The sequence below is a fragment of the Bacillus sp. SIMBA_154 genome (assembly GCF_046536015.1).
Taxonomy (GTDB): domain Bacteria; phylum Bacillota; class Bacilli; order Bacillales; family Bacillaceae; genus Bacillus; species Bacillus pumilus_P.
The window spans coordinates 111,655-132,807 of sequence record NZ_JAWJBV010000009.1; the positions used below are offsets into that span (position 1 = coordinate 111,655).

The window sequence follows — 21,153 nt, forward strand, 5'->3', positions numbered from 1 at the left end:
GCCTCTCCTTTTCTCATAATTGCTTCAGCTGTTCTGTCAGCAATCTTTGTGCTTCTTCTTTTATATCCACTTCGTCCTCTTTTGTGAGAACTTTCCCTGACTTCCTATAGGTTGGGTGACGCTTGATCGGTGAGAGCAGCTCTTCATATGCCTCAAACTGTGCAATTTCTGATGTCAGTTCTTTCAAAAAGAAATCTTCTGGATAGACGACATCCTCGTTTGTTCGGCAGTCAATATACATCACCCAAACGAACACGTCTTCATCTTCTTCTTGCTCATGAAGAACAGCCATCAGCTCCTCGAGCACCTCAAGCTGCGTGTGCTCAAAGTAAGCAGGCGCATCACCAGTCAATTCAATTTTCACAAAATGAGGAACACCCTGCGCTTTCAGTTCATTGATCTTTCTTTCTACAAGCGTCACCAAGTCCGTCATATGAACCGTTTCTGTGATGTCTATTGTCAATGTCTCAAAGATGACATCTGCACACCAAATAAACTCCGCTGTCTCAGAATCTTCGGAGAGGTGAACAAAGTAACAGCCTTTCTCTCCCGTTTCTTTTATATGTCTGCCCTGCATGTTCCCAGGGTAAATAATAAATGGGTCTTCATGGAGAAGGGCTCTCTTATGAATATGTCCAAGCGCCCAATAATCGAGATCCCGCGAAAGGAGCTGCTGAAGCTGAAATGGCGCATACGCATCATGTCCTTCTTGACCCGCTAATGTGCCGTGAAGCATGGCGATGTGATAGGCAGCATCTGTCGTTTTAACGTAATGAGATGTCATATTTTCATAGACAGCCCGCTCTTTGTAGCTAAACCCATAAATACTTGCGACAAGCTGATCCCCTCTATAAAAAGATTGCTCACTTGGCGTATGACTCGAGAAAACGTGAACATTCTCTGGCCACTCAATCGGTGTCCATTCACCGCCTAAATGATCATGGTTACCGTAAATAATAAAGACTTCAATCCCGTGTGTTTGCAGCCTTAGAAACTGCTGTCTTAAAAAAAGCTGTGCTTTCAGGCTGCGATTTGATTCATCAAATAAATCTCCGCTCAGCAGCACAAAGTCTACTGCTCGATCAATAGCGAGTTCAAACATGTTCTTGGCACTTTGAAATGTACTTTCTTTGAGCCGCTTAAATATTTGGCTTGGTATATGCGACATTCCCGCAAATGGACTGTCTAAATGAAGATCTGCGGCATGAATAAAGGTGAGCTTAGTCAAACGTCTATCTCCTTGTCCGATACTGTAGTTGTCCATATTTTATCACGCCATTTTTGCGAATGCACGTTCTATCACTCTCTTTCTAAAAAACACATTTTTAAAGGCAAAAAAGAGGTTTTGTCTTATCCCTTGTTTAATTACATTAAAAAACAGAGGAAAGGAAGATGAAGAATGGAAAAAGCATACTTTTTAACCGTATTTGATCGGTCAGGTGAGACCTTATTAAATGAAAAAATCACAACAGATAGTGATGAAAAGGCGAAGGAATTAGGGCGTCATCGCTTAATCGAACAGCAATACACGAAGCATTCTCATCGTCTCGTTGATGATGCAGGCAAACTTCTTTTATTTGAACGTTAAAAAAGCCGGCATTCGCCGGCCTCACATTGTTGACAAAGGGCTAAAATGATCTTTATTTTAGCCCTTTGTCTTCTATTCAGCGTGATAGAAAACCTTTGCAGTCTAGGAAGGACGAGTACCGGAGCGGAGCGAATTTGAGATTCGTGAGCACCGGCACGCAGGACTGACACCGAATGCGAGGGTTTGTCTACACGCTGAAGCCGGCATTCGTTTATACTTTCTGAAACACAGGACGTCTTTTTTCTAAAAAGGCCTGGATGCCTTCCTTGTGATCATGACTTTGCCTCAATCTTGCCTGTGCCGCCCGCTCCTTTTGAAGAACTGCTAACAGCTGTGATTCTGACTGCTGGAAATAGATCATCTTTGTTTCAATAAAAGCTTGAAGCGGCATGTTTATAAACGGCTTCACACACATTTTTTGATACGTATCGACCTCATCCTGAAACACGCCATCTGCGAGACGAAGCTCGAGCGCTTCTTGAGCCGACAGCTTTTGTCCGCTCCAAATCAATTGTTTGGCAGTTTGTTCACTTACTCTTTTTGTGAGGAAAAAATGTCCTCCGCCATCTGGAATTAAGCCTATTCCATTAAAATTCATGGCGAGTTTTGCATCCTGATGCATAAACAAATAATCACAGCTTAGAGCAAAGCTAAAAGCAAGGCCCGCCGCTGCCCCGTGGACAAGCGCAATCGTCACTTTTTTCATTCGGGCTAGAGATAGTGTAATTCCCTCGATCAAATCCATCACACGATGAAAATCTTCTTCACGATCCTGCTTCAGCATCATTCCAATATCTCCGCCGGCCGAAAACCCTTTTCCCATTCCCTTGATCACAACGATTTTTGCACTGCTTTCCCCCGCTGTATCACATGCTTCCTTCAATTCAGCAAACATGTCAACATGAAATGAATTATAAGCTTCAGGCCTATTGAAAACGATTTCAAAAATATCCCCGTCTAACTGACAATTGATATATGTCATCATCCATTCCCCTCTTTCTTATCAGCTTATGACTTACTTCCCTTTCCATCGAGTAATTCCTTTTCATCTGAATAAAAAATTTCAAGATCAATTGATACTAAAATAAGCATAATTGTTGAAACAAGAAATATATTTTTATATAGTAAAATGAGAAAAAAAAATGATTTGAAAGGGGGAGGATGATTGATAAGGTGTTCCATACTCATATTGGTTAGCTTCATCGTCATGTTTTCTCCCTTTTCAAATGTCGTTTTTGCTTCACAGGCAGAAGCGAGCACATCCCATTTTATTTCTCCATCCATCTATGATGAAGAAATAAACGCAGTGAAGACACCTCCATTTTCAAAAAAACATGCCTAATCTATTCTGTTAAAGCACAGATTATCAATGGTTGATCCAAAAGCTTTTCTTTTAAAGCGAGCTCCATCAACAGCATTATCCATTGATCTATGTTTTTTGGAAATGAAGTGTGCGATCCCCATTATGTGTCAATCAAATTACCTCTACTGATTCATTTTATTTCATCCGTATTCACTATATGAAAAACACAACCTATCATATTCGGAGGGATAAAATGAACATTAAAGAAAATGATCTTCCAGGGATCGGAAAGAAATTTGAAATTGAAACGAGAAATAGAGAAAAGATGACGATTGTGATTCATGATGATGGCAGACGGGAGATTTATCGCTTTGACGATGATGATCCAGAGGAAGTTCTGTCCACCATTTCTCTCGATGATGCTGAATCCCGGCAAATCGCTGCGATTATCGGCGGTATGGTGTATAAGCCGCAGGCCCTTGAAACCATTGAAATGGCCTTCAATGACTTGATCATTGAATGGTTTAAGGTGGAAAAAGGCGCAAAAGCGGTTGGACATACACTCGGTGATTTAGATGTGAGACAAAATTATGAAGTAACCGTGATTGCAATCATTAAACATACAAATGAAAAATTACTCAACCCGGGCGCTGATTCGATTATTCAAGCAAATGATACGATGGTCATTTCAGGCGAAAGAAAACACTTGAAGCGATTGATACGTGATTTTCTTTCTAGAGGGGGAGAGTGATGAATGGATCATTTAGTCTTTGAAGTTGGGACGGCGCTGATTCTCATCGCCATTGCCAGCTTAATTGCCAATAAAATTAAATTCTCTATCATTCCTTTTCTCATCGTTCTCGGAATGATTGTTGGTCCGCACGCTCCGACCATCGGGATCATTGATTTGAAATTTATCGAAAGCACGGAAATTATTTCGTTTTTTGGTAGAATGGGTGTCTTGTTCCTTCTTTTCTACCTTGGACTTGAGTTCTCTGTCGGAAAGCTCATGAAATCGGGCAAATCCATTGCAGTCGGCGGAACTATTTACATTTTGATCAACTTTAGCCTAGGACTGCTTTATGGTTTTATGACAGGATTTGGATTCCTCGAGGTTCTCATTATGGCAGGGGTTATCACTATTTCATCTAGTGCTATTGTTGCCAAAGTCCTTGTGGATTTGAAACGGACAGCGAACCCTGAAACAGAATTAATTCTTGGGATTATTATGTTTGAGGATATTTTCCTTGCCGTTTATTTATCCGTCGTATCAGGTCTTGTCCTTGGAGATGCCACATCTGTTGGCGGTGCCTTATTATCTATTTTAATCGCTTTTGGTTATATGATGCTTTTCTTTATCATCGCGCGTAAGCTGCCAAAACGATTAAACAAGCTTTTCGATATCCGTTCAAACGAAGTGTTCATCATTGTGATTTTTGCCGCTTTGTTCTTTGTCGCTGGTTTCTCAGAGACGATCCATGTAGCAGAGGCAATTGGTGCTCTCTTACTTGGCCTTGTTTTCTCAGAAACAGAGCATTCTGACCGCATCGAACATCTCGTTGTTCCATTTAGAGATTTCTTTGGGGCAATGTTCTTCTTCAGCTTCGGTCTGAGTATTGATCCATTTACATTAGGAGACGCCTTCTGGCTTGCGATCGGCGCTGTGATTCTCACCTTAATTGGGAACTTCACTGCCGGTATGTTCGCTGGAAGGAGAGCTGGTTTTTCTCATAAAGCCTCTTCTAATATTGGATTAACCATCGTCTCAAGAGGAGAGTTTTCAATCATCGTAGCTGAGCTTGGCATTGCAGGCGGGCTTGCCGCTACATTGAAGCCATTTGCTGCATTATACGTCTTAATCCTTGCGATTTTAGGACCCCTTGTAACGAAAGAATCTAAGCGCATCTATCACATCCTAAACAAAATTTTCAAATGGAAAATAGAAAAACCAAAAGTGAAAAAAGAAACAACCATTTAACCAAAAAGGGTCCCGAATAAAGGGCCCTTTCAGCTTGTAGACAAACCCTCGTATTCGGTGTCAGTCCTGCGTTCCGGTGCTCACGAATGTCAAATTCGCTCCGCTCCGGTACTCGTCCTTCCTAGACTTCAAGGGTTTTCATATCACGCTGAAAAGAAGACAAAGGGCTAAAATAAAGATCATTTTAGCCCTTTGTCAACAATCTGAGACACTGCGTCACCGCAGTGTTTAAACGTGAGAAACAAATAATGACTCAAGGAATCGAATTTTCTCTTCCGTATAGTGCTCATAGCGATCATTATACGATTTTGGATCTTTTGGATTGGCATACTGCGTAATTTTTCCTGATCGCGGATCAATAAATTTACTGGCTGCGCCGCATCCAATGCCAATGATCGTCTGGACTTCTTCCATAATGATGATATTATACAAACTTTCCTGTCCATCTAATGAATACCCGACATTTTCGAGATTCCCTAAGATGTTTTTTTGTCTATATAAATAATATGGATGATATTTATGTGCTTTCGTCCAAGCGACCGCTTCATCCATCATACGTGTGATTTCTTCACGGTCTGCCACTTGATATTTCTCCTTATTGCGCGTCATCTCAGACGCTCTTTTAAAGGAAAGTGTATGCACAGTTAAAGATTCAGGCCTTAGTTCTTCGGTCTGCTGCAAGGAGTGCTGAAATTCCTTTAGCCCTTCTCCAGGTAAACCAATGATTAAGTCCATGTTAATATTATTCATGCCGTACTGTCTTGATAAATGATACTTTTCAATCGTTTCTTCCACACTATGATGCCGGCCAATGGCTTTCAGTGTTTCATTCTCATATGATTGCGGGTTGATGCTAATCCGGTCAATATTGTAGCGGTTTAGCACCTCTAGCTTATCAGGCGAAATCGTATCAGGACGTCCTGCTTCTACAGTAATTTCTCGAATATGTTTCACATCAGGAAAAGAGCGATACATTTCTTCATACAGTAAATCCATTTCTTCCGCTGTGATACTCGTTGGCGTGCCTCCGCCAAAATAAACGGTCGTCACTTTGATCCCGTGTTCTTTTAACCATGCGCCCATTTTTTGCATCTCATAATGCAGACCGAACAGAAACGTTCCCACTCTTCCAGCTTGTCCTTTAATGGCATAAGCAGGGAACGTGCAATAAGCACATTTTGTTGGGCAAAAAGGAATGCCAATATAAATACTCACTTCCTGCTGAAGGTCATACAGATCTGGAATCGCTTGAAGCTGACGGTCGACAATCTCCTGCATCAAATCAATTTTTTCATCATGAATCAAGTAATCACGCTTTAACGCCGCATGTGCTTCTTCCTTTGTCATGCCTTCTCTTAGCATCTTGTGAAGTAATTTCGTAGGGCGTATCCCGGTGAGAATCCCCCATTTTTGTGTCATTCCTGTATGCTCCTGAAGCAGGTGTAAATAAACAGAGAGCACTGTGTTTTTGATTTGCTTCCAGCGGTCCTTATCGCTTAAGCCCTCTGGCACATCTCTTGAAAAACGACTGTTTATTTCTGATCCAGCGATATGGCCAGATGCTTCAATCATTCCTCGTTCTTCTTTCCAGCTAAACACCATCACTAAACCATCATCCAGTTCGTCTAGATCAAACAGCACTTCACTATCTTCTTCAAATAAGTTTGCTATATTGACAAGCGGGCGATGAAATCGCTCATCTGACAGCCCTTTAATTAAAATTCGCATCGTATCACCTTTATCTTCAAACTTGTTTCATTTTACAAAATTCATCTAGGAAAAGCAATGAAGGGAACAGATGAAGACCCTGTCATTTCTTGATGGACAGGGTCTTCACCGTATTATCGTTTAATATCGAATTGATGTAAAAAGCCTTCCCTTTGCTGCATTCTAAAGTATTCTTTGATCATATAAGCGACGCCCTGTTCATCGTGAGACCGTGTCACCCAATCGGCTTTACGCTTGACCGAATGAGGTGCATTTCCCATAGCGACACCTAAGCCAGCTAACTCAAGCATTGGAATGTCATCTGGCCCGTGGCCGATGACGACCGTATCTTCTAAAGTAAAACCTAGCGCTGAGCTTAAAAGAGAAAGTCCTGCTTCTTTTGATACCCCTTTGCATACGATATTCATTTTCTCATCACTGATCTTAATGAGATCGACAGATGGGAATGCTTGTTGAATGGTCTTGTAAATCTCAGGCTGAAGCTCTGCGGTCGAATATACTTCAATCACTGGTGTGCTGACCGGTTCATCCATCAGCATATCACTTAACGATTCTACAAATTGAACGGGATAAAAAATCGGATCAGACGGATGGATCAACGTCTTTCCCATCAGTTGAGACTGTGTTTTTTTCCGGTTGCCGATAGAGAATTTTTCATGCAGCAAGCGGACATTACAATCAAAACTTTCAAGAATTTGCACAAGATTAAATGTTTTTTCTTCCGTTAATTTCTTCACATGCAGCGGCTCATCAAGTTTATCAGCGATAAAAGCACCACTATGCGTCACAAGAGTTGAATTTGGAATCTTCAACGCTTTGGCGATTTTTTGTGCTGCCCGAAAATGCCGATTCGTGACAATCGTCACATAAACCCCTTTTTTCTTTACATATTCCACAGCTTCTTTTGTAGCGGAATGAATTTTTCCATTGGAACGAAGTAACGTTCCATCTATATTGAGTGCTAGTAGTTTTTTTGACACTGAGGCATCCCCCTTCTTGATGACTGTACTTAAGATGAGGATATGCCCTAGCTTGGTGCTTTAGAACATGCAGTTGAAACAACCCCTGCTTGATGAATCAACGATAAATAAAAAAAGCCTACCCCTAGGCTTTTTTTTATGTATGGTTTGGATGCGTAACAATGGGGTGATGAAGCTCCCCATGATCCCCTTATCTTTCACACACCAAAGCGTTGCTTATATCAGATCCCCTTATGCTTTGCGTTTCTCCCAGAAGCGCTTCTCTCTCATTTGGCTGATCGCCGCAAATCCCAAGTGAAACGCACCCAATTGATCACGAGAGTGCTTTTTTGAAAGCACTTTCAATAAATATTATCGCAGAATTTTTGAGCTTCGACAACCTTTTTTTAAAAGATATACAGAAGAGATGTTAAATAAAAAAAGGGCGAATTTTATCGCCCTTTCAATTAATTTTCTTCTGCATTTCCATAAAGCTCTTCAAGAGGCTTCATGATAATTTTATTTAATTCACCGATGAGAACACTCACGCGTTGTTCTGCTTCCATCAACTGAGAGATTTTATCGTGCTGCTGAACAAGCGCAACCGTTTTTTGAGCTTGCTCCACTTCCTCTTGTGTAATCTCTTGACCAGTCATTTGTTTTTGTTGAAGGTTTACTTGAATGTCACGAAAGTTCTCAAACATTCTTTTAGAGGACTCATCCTCGTTTACCTCATCATAAAGGTTTCTTAAAGTTGAATATTCTTCGCTATGACGCAGTGCTTTTTCAAGGTCATATGCAACATCATAAAGATTTACAGACATGTTATGTCTCCTTTCTATCCGTTATCACCGATATGATCGGGGACACCACTCCACTATAACAAACTATGGCTTTCGTTTCACATATATACAATGAATTCATCAAAATTTCTCTAGCTGGTCTTAGAATAGCGTGACAAAAATAGCTTGGATAGCGCCAATCGTTCCGCCTAAAAGACCGCCTAGAAAGGTAATCATCTTGAGCTCTTTACTGGAAATGCTGATCACAAGCTCTTCCATTTTTTCAAGTGGGAAAAGTTCAATTTGCTCACGAATGATTTCTTCAAATTGAAGCTTTGCGAGCAGACCCTCTAAAGCATTCGATGCCGCTTTAATCCCCTTATCAATCAGCACTGGCGCAAATTGTGTTTTGAGATCATCCGCTACAGCACTGACATAAGCTCCAACTGGTCGGTCTAACATCATCTTTGTAGAGAAATGGGATAGCAATTGTCTTTTCACACTAAATACAAGCTCCTTCACATTCCATTTTTCATCAAGCTCATGAAGAGAAAACTGCTTTACCTTGTCCCATTCTTGAACAAGCAAATCTGATAAAAACCTTTTTGTTTCTGCATTTTTTAAAAACTTGATGATTTCAGGATGTACACGGTCAATTAAGCTTGAATTCCCAAGAAACATTTGGACCATACTGCCGAGCATTCCTCGTTCCTTTAAGAAATCATCAATCATATTGCCAAGTCTTGCTTTGCCTTCTTCACTTTCAAAGTAATGAATGCCCCTCTTTAAAATATAATCTGCTGCATCTGGAATTTTTGAAGAGATTTTATTTTCCACTTCCGAAGGGATCCATTCAGATAAAATTTGCTGATCATATTTTTCAAGCAGTGAACCGAGCTTCTGATCAGACCACTGATGGAGCCATTCATCTGCTTTTACGTCAGCCTGCGGAACGCCAAATCTTTCTAACAAGGAGAGCACTGTTATCTCCATATCAGCGCCCCTGTCAATATATTGATGGACTGTATACATGATCTCTTGCTTTGCCTCCGATGATTCAATTCGTTTTTGAATACCTTCTGGCGTAAGCAAATGCTCCATAACCATGACACCAACCTGCTTGGCTACTTCATCTCTTCTTTTAGGAATGAGCCCTGGTGTGAATGGGAGCTGTTTTCCAAATAAGTAATATGGCTTATAAGGACGAAAAAGCATTTTAATTGCAAGATGGTTTGTCGCTGCTCCTATGACTGCTCCTATAACAATCATAAAGATAAACGTTGTGAATATATTCAAAGTCGTCATCTACCTTTCAAACAACACCCGATGTTTATTGTTTTAATCTATACGTATTATAGTTGTTGTCAAGATTCCAAGCAAATGAAGCATGCAGCGAGACATATGATAAAGCAATCTGTCGTAATGATAAAGGAGCGCAAGGTTTCTGTAAAATCATGAAAAAGTGTTTTTCTGATGGTAAAAAATGAAATTGAAAAGAAGGTGTTTTTTAATGAAGTCAACGTTAGGTATTGTGGCCCTTTCTCCGCAGCATGAAGAGGCATTCACACGTCAGCTCGCCAAAGCTGCCTCATCTTTTGATTTAGAGGTTGTTCGTTTTACACCTCTTGATTTAAAGCCTGCTTCGAATTTGATACAAGGTCAAAAATATACGAATGACAAAGGGTTTGCAGCAGCAGAATTTCAAATTCCAGACTTGATTTACGATCGATGTCTTTACCAGCATGACGCACAATCTAAACAAGCTAAACCAATCATGGAATGGCTAAAAATGTATCCAAAAACAATTTTTTTGAATACTGGAATCCCAAATAAAATGGTGCTATTTGAGCAGCTCCGTCTCCTTCCTTCTTTACAGCCATATTTACCTGTATGCTCATTATTGAAAGAGCCCTCGGACCTGCTCAATATGGTAAGGAGTGGTGGATATTGTAAAATGCAGCCACTCTCTCAACAGCAAGCAGCATCTACTTACTTCATTTCTTTAAAAGACAAAACAACATTCACTGTTCAGCTAAGTTCCGAGCAGGTCATCACATTTTCTCGTCCATCAGAAGTTGAACGCTGGTGCAAAAAGTTTGTAGGCCGATATTTTCTTCAATTTTTTAACACGAGTGATCAAAAAGATTTTTTATTCAATGAAATTAGAGTTTTTCTTATGAAAGATTCACAAAATCAATGGAATAGCATGGGGATTCACACAAAATCACCTGTGGAAAATAGCCTTTTAAGCAATGCACAAAATTCAAATCATGTGGTAGGCTTTGACCACTACTTACATTCATTGCAGCCACACATCAAAGAGCTCCTATTAGATGATATTGCATCCATTCAGTCATCTCTCCCAGCATATATAGATAAAACTTACTCTCCATGCTTTGAGTTCGCTGTAGATTTACTTCATACAAATGAAGGCAGACTTTTCATATCAAATATAAGATCAAAGCCAGGACGATCGGCTCTTTTAAAGGCTTACCCTGAAAAGGAAAACCAATTGATCCAATTCATTCTTCAACATGCACAATCTATGATGTCTCAGCCGAAGGAGGCTTCTTATGAACAGAAATCGCTGCATCATCGTCCCTCATCTCACAAGTGAAAAAACAATTCATCTTCCTATCCATTTTAAACAGCAGAATGCAATCTATTCTCTTGCTTTGGGGTCTCGTTTAGTAGATGACTTCACCATTTCCTACCATCAACAAACACATAAAATTTTATTATCGAAAGATCTATACATCGATTTACTGATTCCTTACCAATCAAAAGCTGATGTCATCATCGCTGACCATACACTCTTTATAGGGCCACTGATTGGCATTTTCACCGCAGGTTTTGAGCAAAGTACACAGCCATTAGGAGCAAGATCAGATTTTTTTATCAGGCTGCTGCAATCCTGCAAACAACATGCTGGTTTTGCATATGTTTTTGGTACTCATTCTATTGATTGGGAAAAAGGAATAGTAGAAGGATTGCTCTATCAAGAGGAAAGATGGGTTAAAAAACAACTCCCTCTGCCGTCAGTTGTTTATGACCGGCTTCCAAGTAGAAAGGCTGCTCAGTCGGCTTTCATTCAAGATACAAAGCGGAAACTCACTCAAGACTACGATATCCCTTGGTTCAACCCTTATTTTTTTAATAAATGGCATATACATGAGCAACTATTAACAGATAAACGAACATTGTCCTTTCTGCCACATTCCATACAATTAGATCCTGTGGACGCTATAAGTAAAATAGAAACACTCCTCCATCTGCATCATGTCATTTACTTAAAACCGACAAACGGAAGTCATGGAGACGGTATTTATCAATTAAAATCAGTGCATAACGGAATCATTGTACGTTCGAATAAAGGGAAGTCCATTTCATATGATTCAGTAGACCATTTCGTCAAACAGCTGCGAAAAGATTGCGTCATTCATGAAATTATTGCCCAACAAGGCATTGAACTTCTGCATATAGACAATCAACCGCTGGATTTCAGAGTTCATACGAATAAAAATAAGTATGGTCATTGGACAGTCACGGCAGCAGCGGCAAAAGTTTCAGGAAATCAAACAGTCACGACCCATCAGTTACACGGAGGATCGGTCAAAACACTCTATGATGTCTTTCCTGATGAGAAGAAGCGTTTGCAGATTTTGCAACAGCTTTCTCGTACTGCCATCACGCTTAGTCAGGTGATAGACGAAAATATGCCCGGCCATATTGGTGAAATTGGTTTTGACTTAGGCATTGATCACACAGGCGCAATCTGGATGTTTGAAGCCAATTCTCGCCCAGGCCGTGAGATTTTCCAGCATGCGTCCTTGAAAAAATCAGAATGGCTGATCGGGAAAAGAATTGTGGATTACGCGTCTTACCTTTCACAAACAGCACACACAACTACAGACCACGCGAACGTCTATTGATTGTTTTTCGTCTCGCGTGTCGGTTCTGAAATCTATGCTTTTCCTATGCTCTTTTCATCAGATGAGATACAATAAAAGCAAGTTCAAGGTTGTTTCCGTATTGTCGTGTTTATTTATTGTTTCATCAATAAAAGCAAGGAGGCAATGATGATATGATTTCTCATTTTCAATGGAAACCTCTCTTTAAGAAAGCGCAATTGCCAGGCTGGAAAATATCCTTCTTTCACAATGGTGCGCACTATGAAGGCATCTACCACAAAACGGGTGATATTGAATGGGGCTCCCAGCTTCCGCCTCATGAAGTCGAACCAACCCTAAAAGAAGAAATCCACGAATTAATGCTATTCCATGTCTATGATTAAACTATTTAAGGAGCCTCGCCATGTTAGAAAAGTTAAAGCTTGTTTACGGACACCATATCATCAGTTCACCAACAAATGACAAACAGTTTCTTTGGTATCAAACGGACGAAGGCGAACTATTTGGAGTAGACAAAACGGCGCTTACAGCAAGAGAAACACTTCTTCTCAATTCTTTCCTTACACCAATTGATCTATCTCACACGCAGCAGACTGAGGATGAACAGAAATGGTACAGCTATCTTTTTGAAAACAAACCATTAACCGTCCACCATCCCGTCCGTGTTCATTATTTTAAAATGGACCATCAAGCAGAACAAAGACAGCAAATAAAAGAGGCTGTGAATAGCAGCCTCGAATGCACTCAATTCATATGGACAGGCGCTGATACAGCTATGCTGATTCAAACAAACGCCACGTCAGAAAATGGTCAATTAGATCAGTTAAATGATTTGTCTCAGGCCATCACAAGTGATTTTTTAACAGACTCTGTCTTTTTACAAGGACAGCTGCACTTGCCAAATGACCATTTACAGATGAGATTGTTAAATGAACATCAGCTCTTTTTGTGGCATATGCAGCGAGGCAAGCTTAGGTCAGGGGTTGCTACATTTTATCAATGTCTTCCATCTCTCATTCGTTATGATGCCTATGTGGTTTCTGACGCTATTTCTGATGTCTTTAAAGAAACGGTCTTTGATCGGGATGTTTACCGAACCCTTATGACCTATATGGAATGTAATTTAAATGCATCGCAGGCAGCAAAAGCTTTATATGTTCACCGAAACAGCCTTCAATATCGGATCGATAAATTTATTGAGCGCACAGGTCTAGATATACGACATTTTTCAGAAGCATCGGCTGCTTACCTTATGATGAGTCTTCTCGACCTTTCATAAATAACGGAGGACGTGAGCATCCTGCCCAAAAATGAAAATAAGATGTTGTGCACGTTGTCCATTTACAGACTCTTGCCCATTCTATACACTTTACTTATAAGTAAAGCGCTTTCAAAAAGAGACTGGGAGGCTATCATCTATGGCTGAAATGATGCTCAATCAAATTTATAAAGTGTACGATAACAAGGTAACAGCAGTAGACAACTTTAATCTACATATACAGGATAAAGAATTTATTGTGTTTGTTGGTCCATCGGGCTGCGGAAAATCAACAACACTTCGCATGATTGCAGGTCTTGAAGAAATTTCACAAGGGGACTTTCTGTTAGACGGAAAACGGATGAATGACGTAGCGCCAAAAGACCGGGATATTGCGATGGTTTTCCAAAACTATGCATTATATCCTCACATGAATGTGTACGATAATATGGCTTTTGGATTAAAGCTGCGGAAGTTTCCTAAATCTGAAATTGATGAGCGGGTTAGAAATGCGGCTAAAATATTAGGACTTGAACAATATTTAGACAGAAAACCAAAAGCACTGTCTGGCGGTCAAAGACAGCGTGTTGCACTTGGCCGAGCGATTGTGCGCGATGCAAAAGTCTTTCTTTTAGATGAGCCGCTCTCAAATTTAGATGCAAAACTCCGTGTTCAGATGCGTGCTGAAATTTCTAAACTTCACCAGCGCCTGCAAACGACATTTATCTATGTCACACATGATCAGACCGAAGCCATGACAATGGCTACTCGCCTTGTTGTGATGAAAGATGGCTTTATTCAGCAGGTGGGCGCGCCGAAGGATGTGTATGAGAACCCAGAGAATGTGTTTGTAGGCGGATTCATTGGCTCTCCTGCGATGAACTTTTTTACAGGAAAACTTTCTGACGGCGCCATCGCAGTTGGAAAAACGCACATTCGTGTACCCGAAGGAAAGATGAAGGTATTACGTAGTCAAGGCTATATCGGAAAGGATGTCATTCTTGGCATAAGGCCAGAAGACTTCCATGATGAGCCTGTGTTTATAGAGGCATCTGAAGGAACAAAAATTGATGCAAACGTAGAAGTGGCCGAATTAATGGGAGCAGAAACAATGCTTTATTCTTCTCTCGATGGTCAATCGTTTATTGCACGTGTTGATTCTCGTACGGATATTCAGGCAGGTCAATCTATACCGCTTGCCATTGATATGAATAAAGCGCACTTCTTCGATATTGATACTGAGCTGCGCATTCGCTCAGCTGAATAAGGAGAAACCCTTAAGCACCATCACTCACTATTGGGTGATGGTTTTTGTATGTCGACACAACATTTACCATGTTCTTTTTTCGTATGTTTTCTTCACAAATAACCATAATACATAGTACAAAGCAGTTACTGCATTGGGTTTCGCCAAGTGGCAAATGACTTGATCATTTCGCTGGTGCGATTCCAGCAAACCCAACCAAAAAACAAATCATATATATAAAGGAGATTCACATCATGGCAAATTCTAATAGTTCAAATCAATTACTAGTTCCAGGAGCAGAGCAAGCAATCGATCAAATGAAATACGAAATCGCTTCTGAATTTGGTGTAAACCTTGGAGCAGAAACGACAGCTCGTGCAAACGGTTCAGTTGGTGGAGAAATCACAAAACGTCTTGTATCTTACGCTCAACAACACATGGGTGGAACAAAAGCTTAATTTCATATCTGGATCATAGAAGGCACCTCTTATGGTGTCTTCTTTTTTTGCTTTTATCCCTCACCAATTCCCTTTCCAGCTCATATCATGTAGTAGAAAGGAGCGGATCTTCATGGACATTATTTCCGGTATGAACTTTGAACTTCTACAATTTGTAGGTATTTCTCTATTATGTGAATATGCTCATAGTATTCGGTCCTTTCACCTTTATAAAAAAAGCATGACATAAAATTGTACCATTTTGTGTTCTTTTCACTTATAGTATGTAGTGGAGGGATCGAACAGATGAAAATAGCTCTTTTCGGTGCTCATGGACGTGTAGGACAAGCATTTCTTCGTTTCGTTCAAGTAGATGATCGTTACTTGGTTCGTTCATTGATTCGGACAAACCGGGAAGGAATGCTTGCGGGTATGTTTCAAGTCACCGGCAATTCAAGAAATCAAGAAGATGTGCTTGAGACGATCAAAGGATCAGATATTGTTGTGAGCTGTCTATCAACAGATGGTGATGATACATTATCTGTTTCAATGGCACATATCGTACAAGCCATGAAGCAAACAAATACATCAAGAATTATTACGATTGGCACGGCGGGGATCTTAAAAGCAAGGCAGCAGCCGGAGCTTTACCGCTTTGAAACAAGTGAATCAAGGCGAACCACTTCCCGAGCAGCTAAAGAGCATGCCAAGGCGTATGAAATCCTACAATCAACTGAACTAGATTGGACCATTATTTGTCCAACCTATTTACCAGATGGAGAAGTGACACGGTCATATCGCTATGAAAAAGATTTTCTCCCTATAGACGGAAAGAAAATTTCAGTTGAAGATACCGCCCACTTTTTATATCAACAGTTAAATTCGAAGGAATTTATGCATCAGCGAGTCGGCATCGCTTATTGATCATGTAGCCCGTGCAAACCATATACAACCGGTAAAAAGTCGAGGTAATGAGAAATAAATCCTCGAATCATAAGAGCCCCTTTCGCATGAAAGAGGCTCTTTTTCTACTTCCTTCGGCTATTCATTTTAGCTGCTTGCAAGAGCACCTTTTTGCAGTTCGTACATTTGCGCATACAGCCCACCTTGCTCCATGAGTTGTTCATGGCTGCCTCGCTCGACAATTTCACCTTTTTCTAACACCAAAATCATATCGGCTTTCTTAATGGTGGATAATCGGTGAGCAATAACAAAGGTGGTTCGTCCTTCTTTGACTACATCAAGCGCCCGCTGAATGATGGCCTCTGTTTCTGTATCGATGTTGGCGGTTGCTTCATCTAAAATTAAGATCGCTGGATCGTACGCCAGTGCGCGGGCAAATGAAATCAACTGACGTTCCCCTGAAGAGAGGGTACTTCCCTTTTCAACCACTGTTTCATCAAAGCCTTGTGGAAGGTGCCTCAATAACTCTGCTGCGCCTACTTGCTTTAATGAGGATTCAATGGTTTCTCTTTTGATGTCTTCGTTCCCTAAGCTGACATTGGATGCAATCGTTCCAGAAAATAAATACGGATCTTGCAGAACAATGCCCATTTGTTTACGCAAAGTTTGGCGCGACTGATGATAAATATTTTCTCCATCAATGAGAATATCTCCCTGTTGGATGTCATAAAAACGCAGCAGCAAGTTCATGATCGAGCTTTTTCCTGAACCTGTATGCCCCACAAGTGCAACTGTTTGGCCCTTTTTTGCTTCAAACGTAATGTTCTTTAGTACGTTATTCCCTTCATTATAAGCGAAGGTTACATCTTGAAACTGAACGTACCCCTCCATTTTCTTCTGATCAGGTTCTTCCACTTTTGTTCCTGGCTCATCTAATAATCGGAAGACCCTTTCCGATGAAACCCTTGCTAATTCCAATCTAGAAAATTGGTTCACAATGCCTGTAATCGGCTGAAACAATCGATTTAAATAATCGACAAATGCATAGAGTACGCCAATGGACACAATGCCATACGCACCTAATGACGCGCCGCCAAAGTACCAAATGAGCGCAACATACGCTAAATTACGCAGCAGGTTCACCAAGTTATGTGAAAGGAGTGAATTTAAATGAAGCATTTTTCGCTGATATCGAAAGTGATTGTTATTCAGCTCATCGAATTCTTCTTTCGTCGCTTTTTCATGGCGAAATGCTTGAATAATCGTCATCCCTTGAATTGCTTCATTTAGTTTTGCATTGATTTCACTGATAATAGAACGAATGCGGTGATTGTATACTGATGCAAATTTCCGGTAAGTCATTGACCATAGGAAAATAATCGGTACAGCTACCAAACAAATGAGTGCCAGCTTCACATTTAATAAAAACATGGCGATATAAATTCCAATCATGTAAATGGCACTGGTCACGAAATTAGCGAGGACAGTTACATATAAATCACGGATGGTTTCCGTGTCATTCGTGATCCGTGCTACTACTTTTCCAGCCGGTAAATTATCAAAATACTGAATGGGCAACGTTTGAATATGCTTAAATATGTCTACCCTCATTTTTTGGATAATACGATTTGCAATCCGCTGGAGCAAATAATGCTGCCCATACTGAAAGAAGATCGCAATGACGAGCAGCCCTAGATAAAATAGAACAAGCTGTATCAAACCACTAATTTCTGGCTGATAAAAAGCGAATATTTCCTCTTTTGATAAACGCTGTACATCATAGGTTTTGCGCTCGTTCCCATTTTCAATGGTAAGCTGATTTCCCGATATCGTCCGGTTTCCATCAAAACGAATCGGCTCATTCACAAAGTAGTAACCGAACCCGACTTGCACCACATTGATTTGCTTTCCAGCTTCATTTTCATTCTTTAATCGATCGCTTCGTATATAGTTATTTCCTTGGTAATAAACCGTTTCATCTGTTTTTTCATTTACCTCGACATACGGTTTTTCGACACCTAAAATATGATCATCAATCATTTTCTTCCCAATAAATGGTCCTGTCAGCTCAGCACCCACGGCAATGATCAGAAAGATCAAGGCAATAGACAGTACTTTCTTATATAGGAGTGCATAGGCAAGGAGTCTTCTTCCTGTTGTCATGCCTCATCCCCTCCTTCCAGCTGATTTGTCAGCTGCTGACGCAGAAATTGTTCTTTGTACCATCCATCTTGCTGAATGAGCTCTTGGTGAGTTCCCTTTTGGACGATGCGTCCCTCTTCCATGACAAGAATGAGATCCGCATGCTCAACAGCTGATAGACGATGTGTCGTAATAAACGTCGTTTTTCCATGACGGTTTTGTCTTAAATTTTCTAAAATAGCGGTTTCTGTTTTCGCATCAACCGCAGATAGAGAGTCATCCAAAATCAAAATGTCGGGATCAATTAATAAAGCACGTGCGATGGAAATTCGCTGCTTTTGACCGCCTGACAGCGCCACGCCTTTTTCCCCAACCATTGTTTCGAGGCCTTCTGGCAACAGTCGTAAATCCTTTTCAAAGTAAGCGTCTTTGATGGCTTGTGCTAATTCATTTTGTTTCGCTTCCATATGACCAAAGCGCATATTCTCTTCTACACTTTTTGAGAAAAGGATATGATCCTGAGGTACATAACCGATCCATTGAAATAGCTGATCCAATTCAGTGTCTTGGATCGGAACACCTGATAAGCGTATTTGTCCATCACCTGGCGGGTACTGCCGCAGGAGCTGTTTCACAATTGTTGTCTTGCCGCTTCCTGTTTTCCCTGTAATGCCAATCGTTTGCCCTTTTCGGACAGTAAAGGACACATCGACTAAATTATCTTTAGACGAAGTTGGATATCTGAACTTCACATGATCAAATTGAATATCGCCAGGCTCTTGTAATGCTTTTGGCTGAGCTGTGTCTGTTACATCCGGCTTATAGCTGAGGGTATGATTCAACCGATCTAACGACGCATTTCCTCTTTGCATGATATTAATCAACTCACCGATCGCAAACATTGGCCAGATCATCATCCCAAGATAGACGTTAAATGCAACAAGTTCACCAATCGTTAAATCACTTTGAAACACAAGATATGCTCCATAGCCAATTCCGATTAAGTAACTGATGCCCACAAGCAATTTCACTGTCGGCTCAAACAATGAATCAATGATCGCCACTCGCATGTTTTTTTGGAATACATCATCTGTCATTTGGCGAAAGCGTTCGACATCTTGTTTCTCCTGTACAAAAGACCGGATGACCCGAACGCCGGCCACTGATTCCAGTACACGATCGTTCATATCACCAAATGCATCTTGAGCGACTGTAAAGCGCGCATGAATCTTGCTGCCATAAAACGCAATCAAGATCGCCATCAGCGGCATGGGAATAATCGCCATTAAGGTTAATTTCCAGCTAATCGTCAGCCCCATCGTAAAAAAGATCATCAGCATATAAGCAGTGGAATCAACCAATGTCAGAACACCAAAGCCTGTCGTTAAGGCAACAGCATTCAAATCGTTTGTACCTAAGGCCATTAAGTTGCCGGTTTTTTTCTTTTCATAAAAGGTTGGTGTCATCTTAAGTAAGTGACGCATTAATTTTCCGCGCATCACACGCTCCATGACATTCGCGCCGCCAAATAACTGATACATCCAAAAATATGTCAGCGTATAGACGAAGACACCAAGTAAACAAAAAATAGTCACATAAAACACAATACTGGATGTGGTAAATTGACCAGAACGAATGTCATCAACTGCCTGCCCAAGATACCTTGGCGGCAGCATTTCAAGCACATTCACAATGAGCAGCAGCGTAATGGCGATCGTATATCGCCTCCACTCTTGTTTAAAGAACCAGCCTAATTTTGCAAATACTGAAAACATGTTCGTCTCTCCTTTTAAAGCTAGCCGCTTTCTATATTTTCCTGGCTGTCACCTTGTTTCGTTTTTTGAGCTTTTGTCATTTGTCTTGCTTTTGGCATGTTCACATGCTTTCACTCCTCTTCATTTAATTGTTGATATTCATACCTTTATTTCGGGAAACGAAATGAACACAACAAAAAAAGAGGCAACCAGCTGACTGGTACGCCTCTTTTATACATGATAAAAAGGCGCATGTTGACAAATACGCAACATACGCCTTGATTCATCCGATCAATTGGAACATAATGGTTCCTTTTCAATGACCAATGAAGGTGTATTTGTCACGTGAATCAACCCATTCATGCAGTTTGATTTCATTCTTCCACTGTTGCACATGACATTTCCTCCTTTTGGCTCTTGAATCTTTTTTTATCTTATAGTGGCTGTCACCATTTTGTCAATAAATATTTTTCAATAAATGAAATTTTCTAACAAAAATACAATCGCCTTTATGTGTATCTTTTTATGATAACGGGTATACCATGAGTGTAAAGACTCCTTTTGAAAGGAATGAGGACATTGTTTCAAGCTGATCGGATGGTCGTTGCGTTTGATGGACATGAAGACAGTAAGAAAGCATTAAAGAAGGCAATCGCTTTATCCAAAACCTTGCATGCCAAGCTGACCGTTGCCTATGCACATGATAGCAAATCAAGCAGACAGGTGTTTGATGCACCACGCCCAATGACTGGCGGGGCTTATATCGGGGGCGGCATGGCAGACCTTCAAACACCCCCTGTGTATGTACCTCATGCCGAACAGCAAAGTCCCTTGATCTTTGAAGACCATACAGAAGAGGTCGTTACGGAAGCGAGGATGCTTTTAAATGAGGAGCAGTTTGAAGCTGCCATTGAAATTGTTGAGGGGGAGCCCGCAGAAGCCATTATCGAATATGCTGAAGAGATATCAGCAGACCTCATCGTCATGGGAGCACGTGACCAAAGCAGATTAAAAAAAATGCTATTTGGCAGTGTGAGCGAAAAGTTATCATCAAATTCAGATATACCTGTGCTTATTGTGAAATAAATCAGATTGTTGACAAAGGGCTAAAATGATCTTTATTTTAGCCCTTTGTCTTCTTTTCAGCGTGATAGAAAACCTTTG

Annotated in this window: 21 protein-coding genes; 12 read left to right on the top strand and 9 right to left on the bottom strand. The window is 40.6% G+C overall.

Annotated features, from left to right (window positions below; genetic code table 11):
• Positions 1-13: 13 nt before the first annotated feature.
• A complete protein-coding gene (locus R0K30_RS13655) occupies positions 14-1,228 on the bottom strand; it encodes a metallophosphoesterase family protein (RefSeq protein WP_410611227.1) in 1,215 nt (404 codons plus the stop codon).
• Positions 1,229-1,399: 171 nt separating this feature from the next.
• Between R0K30_RS13655 and R0K30_RS13660 the strand changes: the two genes are divergently transcribed.
• Positions 1,400-1,588 carry a YhzD family protein gene (locus R0K30_RS13660; RefSeq protein WP_099728548.1) on the top strand — a complete coding sequence of 63 codons (189 nt, stop codon included), beginning with the start codon at positions 1,400-1,402 and terminating at the stop codon, positions 1,586-1,588.
• A 211-nt stretch (positions 1,589-1,799) separates the two neighbouring features.
• Here R0K30_RS13660 and R0K30_RS13665 read toward each other — a convergent pair whose 3' ends face one another.
• Entirely contained in the window at positions 1,800-2,573 is a 774-nt protein-coding gene (locus tag R0K30_RS13665; protein ID WP_410611230.1) for an enoyl-CoA hydratase, read from the bottom strand.
• Between the two features lie 23 nt (positions 2,574-2,596).
• Positions 2,597-2,791 (bottom strand): hypothetical protein, encoded by a 195-nt coding sequence (locus R0K30_RS13670; protein WP_410611232.1) that lies wholly within the window; start codon positions 2,789-2,791, stop codon positions 2,597-2,599.
• Positions 2,792-3,144: 353 nt separating this feature from the next.
• Here R0K30_RS13670 and R0K30_RS13675 point away from each other — a divergent pair, with 353 nt between their 5' ends.
• Together R0K30_RS13675 and R0K30_RS13680 are read left to right on the top strand one after the other, a co-directional pair.
• Positions 3,145-3,642, top strand: coding sequence for a cation:proton antiporter regulatory subunit (locus R0K30_RS13675; protein ID WP_099728552.1), 498 nt, complete (start codon positions 3,145-3,147; stop codon positions 3,640-3,642).
• Positions 3,643-3,645: 3 nt separating this feature from the next.
• The gene (locus R0K30_RS13680) at positions 3,646-4,869 is read left to right on the top strand and encodes a cation:proton antiporter (protein WP_230030966.1); all 1,224 of its coding nucleotides are present in this window, start codon (positions 3,646-3,648) and stop codon (positions 4,867-4,869) included.
• A 228-nt stretch (positions 4,870-5,097) separates the two neighbouring features.
• Here the strand turns inward: R0K30_RS13680 and R0K30_RS13685 are convergent, their stop codons facing one another.
• Together R0K30_RS13685 and R0K30_RS13690 are read right to left on the bottom strand one after the other, a co-directional pair.
• Positions 5,098-6,597 (bottom strand): coproporphyrinogen III oxidase, encoded by a 1,500-nt coding sequence (locus R0K30_RS13685; protein ID WP_249705406.1) that lies wholly within the window; start codon positions 6,595-6,597, stop codon positions 5,098-5,100.
• A gap of 113 nt (positions 6,598-6,710) precedes the next feature.
• Positions 6,711-7,577, bottom strand: coding sequence for a Cof-type HAD-IIB family hydrolase (locus R0K30_RS13690; protein WP_099728798.1), 867 nt, complete (start codon positions 7,575-7,577; stop codon positions 6,711-6,713).
• 67 nt (positions 7,578-7,644) lie between these two features.
• Here R0K30_RS13690 and R0K30_RS13695 point away from each other — a divergent pair, with 67 nt between their 5' ends.
• The gene (locus R0K30_RS13695; protein WP_410611236.1) at positions 7,645-7,875 is read left to right on the top strand and encodes a hypothetical protein; all 231 of its coding nucleotides are present in this window, start codon (positions 7,645-7,647) and stop codon (positions 7,873-7,875) included.
• A gap of 148 nt (positions 7,876-8,023) precedes the next feature.
• Here R0K30_RS13695 and R0K30_RS13700 read toward each other — a convergent pair whose 3' ends face one another.
• Positions 8,024-8,380 (bottom strand): YlbF/YmcA family competence regulator, encoded by a 357-nt coding sequence (locus tag R0K30_RS13700; protein ID WP_008361320.1) that lies wholly within the window; start codon positions 8,378-8,380, stop codon positions 8,024-8,026.
• A 120-nt stretch (positions 8,381-8,500) separates the two neighbouring features.
• Positions 8,501-9,634: a DUF445 domain-containing protein gene (locus R0K30_RS13705; RefSeq protein ID WP_410611238.1), complete on the bottom strand. Its 1,134-nt coding sequence runs from the start codon at positions 9,632-9,634 to the stop codon at positions 8,501-8,503.
• A gap of 214 nt (positions 9,635-9,848) precedes the next feature.
• Here R0K30_RS13705 and R0K30_RS13710 point away from each other — a divergent pair, with 214 nt between their 5' ends.
• From R0K30_RS13710 to R0K30_RS13740, 7 genes are all read left to right on the top strand, one after another.
• On the top strand, positions 9,849-10,955 hold the full coding sequence (locus R0K30_RS13710; protein ID WP_410611240.1) for a YheC/YheD family protein: 1,107 nt from the start codon (positions 9,849-9,851) through the stop codon (positions 10,953-10,955).
• Positions 10,912-12,270, top strand: coding sequence for a YheC/YheD family endospore coat-associated protein (locus R0K30_RS13715; protein WP_410611242.1), 1,359 nt, complete (start codon positions 10,912-10,914; stop codon positions 12,268-12,270). Before R0K30_RS13710 ends, R0K30_RS13715 begins: the two co-directional genes overlap by 44 nt.
• 152 nt (positions 12,271-12,422) lie before the next feature.
• Complete coding sequence (locus R0K30_RS13720; protein ID WP_003211787.1) at positions 12,423-12,632, top strand: YheE family protein; 210 nt, start codon at positions 12,423-12,425, stop codon at positions 12,630-12,632.
• Between the two features lie 20 nt (positions 12,633-12,652).
• The gene (locus R0K30_RS13725; protein WP_230030970.1) at positions 12,653-13,528 is read left to right on the top strand and encodes a helix-turn-helix domain-containing protein; all 876 of its coding nucleotides are present in this window, start codon (positions 12,653-12,655) and stop codon (positions 13,526-13,528) included.
• A 139-nt stretch (positions 13,529-13,667) separates the two neighbouring features.
• Complete coding sequence (locus tag R0K30_RS13730; protein ID WP_099728803.1) at positions 13,668-14,774, top strand: ABC transporter ATP-binding protein; 1,107 nt, start codon at positions 13,668-13,670, stop codon at positions 14,772-14,774.
• A gap of 233 nt (positions 14,775-15,007) precedes the next feature.
• Positions 15,008-15,211, top strand: coding sequence for an alpha/beta-type small acid-soluble spore protein (locus R0K30_RS13735; RefSeq protein WP_003210761.1), 204 nt, complete (start codon positions 15,008-15,010; stop codon positions 15,209-15,211).
• Between the two features lie 285 nt (positions 15,212-15,496).
• The gene (locus R0K30_RS13740; protein WP_099728804.1) at positions 15,497-16,114 is read left to right on the top strand and encodes an NAD(P)-dependent oxidoreductase; all 618 of its coding nucleotides are present in this window, start codon (positions 15,497-15,499) and stop codon (positions 16,112-16,114) included.
• A 126-nt stretch (positions 16,115-16,240) separates the two neighbouring features.
• On the opposite strand, the gene R0K30_RS13745 is transcribed toward R0K30_RS13740, so the two are convergent.
• Together R0K30_RS13745 and bmrC are read right to left on the bottom strand one after the other, a co-directional pair.
• The gene (locus tag R0K30_RS13745) at positions 16,241-18,256 is read right to left on the bottom strand and encodes an ABC transporter ATP-binding protein (protein WP_410611246.1); all 2,016 of its coding nucleotides are present in this window, start codon (positions 18,254-18,256) and stop codon (positions 16,241-16,243) included.
• Complete coding sequence (bmrC, locus tag R0K30_RS13750; protein ID WP_410611249.1) at positions 18,253-20,010, bottom strand: multidrug ABC transporter ATP-binding protein BmrC; 1,758 nt, start codon at positions 20,008-20,010, stop codon at positions 18,253-18,255. Before bmrC ends, R0K30_RS13745 begins: the two co-directional genes overlap by 4 nt.
• A 558-nt stretch (positions 20,011-20,568) precedes the next feature.
• Here bmrC and R0K30_RS13755 point away from each other — a divergent pair.
• Positions 20,569-21,075 (top strand): universal stress protein, encoded by a 507-nt coding sequence (locus tag R0K30_RS13755; protein ID WP_099728807.1) that lies wholly within the window; start codon positions 20,569-20,571, stop codon positions 21,073-21,075.
• The last annotated feature ends 78 nt before the right edge of the window (positions 21,076-21,153 follow it).

Coding starts and splice junctions, on each gene's coding strand:
- R0K30_RS13660 (WP_099728548.1), top strand. CDS start 1,400: ATGGAAAAAGCATACTTTTTAACCGTATTTGATCGGTCAGGTGAGACC.
- R0K30_RS13665 (WP_410611230.1), bottom strand. CDS start 2,573: ATGATGACATATATCAATTGTCAGTTAGACGGGGATATTTTTGAAATC.
- R0K30_RS13670 (WP_410611232.1), bottom strand. CDS start 2,791: ATGAAGCTAACCAATATGAGTATGGAACACCTTATCAATCATCCTCCC.
- R0K30_RS13675 (WP_099728552.1), top strand. CDS start 3,145: ATGAACATTAAAGAAAATGATCTTCCAGGGATCGGAAAGAAATTTGAA.
- R0K30_RS13680 (WP_230030966.1), top strand. CDS start 3,646: ATGGATCATTTAGTCTTTGAAGTTGGGACGGCGCTGATTCTCATCGCC.
- R0K30_RS13685 (WP_249705406.1), bottom strand. CDS start 6,597: ATGCGAATTTTAATTAAAGGGCTGTCAGATGAGCGATTTCATCGCCCG.
- R0K30_RS13695 (WP_410611236.1), top strand. CDS start 7,645: ATGCAGTTGAAACAACCCCTGCTTGATGAATCAACGATAAATAAAAAA.
- R0K30_RS13700 (WP_008361320.1), bottom strand. CDS start 8,380: ATGTCTGTAAATCTTTATGATGTTGCATATGACCTTGAAAAAGCACTG.
- R0K30_RS13710 (WP_410611240.1), top strand. CDS start 9,849: ATGAAGTCAACGTTAGGTATTGTGGCCCTTTCTCCGCAGCATGAAGAG.
- R0K30_RS13715 (WP_410611242.1), top strand. CDS start 10,912: ATGAACAGAAATCGCTGCATCATCGTCCCTCATCTCACAAGTGAAAAA.
- R0K30_RS13720 (WP_003211787.1), top strand. CDS start 12,423: ATGATTTCTCATTTTCAATGGAAACCTCTCTTTAAGAAAGCGCAATTG.
- R0K30_RS13725 (WP_230030970.1), top strand. CDS start 12,653: ATGTTAGAAAAGTTAAAGCTTGTTTACGGACACCATATCATCAGTTCA.
- R0K30_RS13730 (WP_099728803.1), top strand. CDS start 13,668: ATGGCTGAAATGATGCTCAATCAAATTTATAAAGTGTACGATAACAAG.
- R0K30_RS13735 (WP_003210761.1), top strand. CDS start 15,008: ATGGCAAATTCTAATAGTTCAAATCAATTACTAGTTCCAGGAGCAGAG.
- R0K30_RS13740 (WP_099728804.1), top strand. CDS start 15,497: ATGAAAATAGCTCTTTTCGGTGCTCATGGACGTGTAGGACAAGCATTT.
- R0K30_RS13745 (WP_410611246.1), bottom strand. CDS start 18,256: ATGACAACAGGAAGAAGACTCCTTGCCTATGCACTCCTATATAAGAAA.
- bmrC (WP_410611249.1), bottom strand. CDS start 20,010: ATGTTTTCAGTATTTGCAAAATTAGGCTGGTTCTTTAAACAAGAGTGG.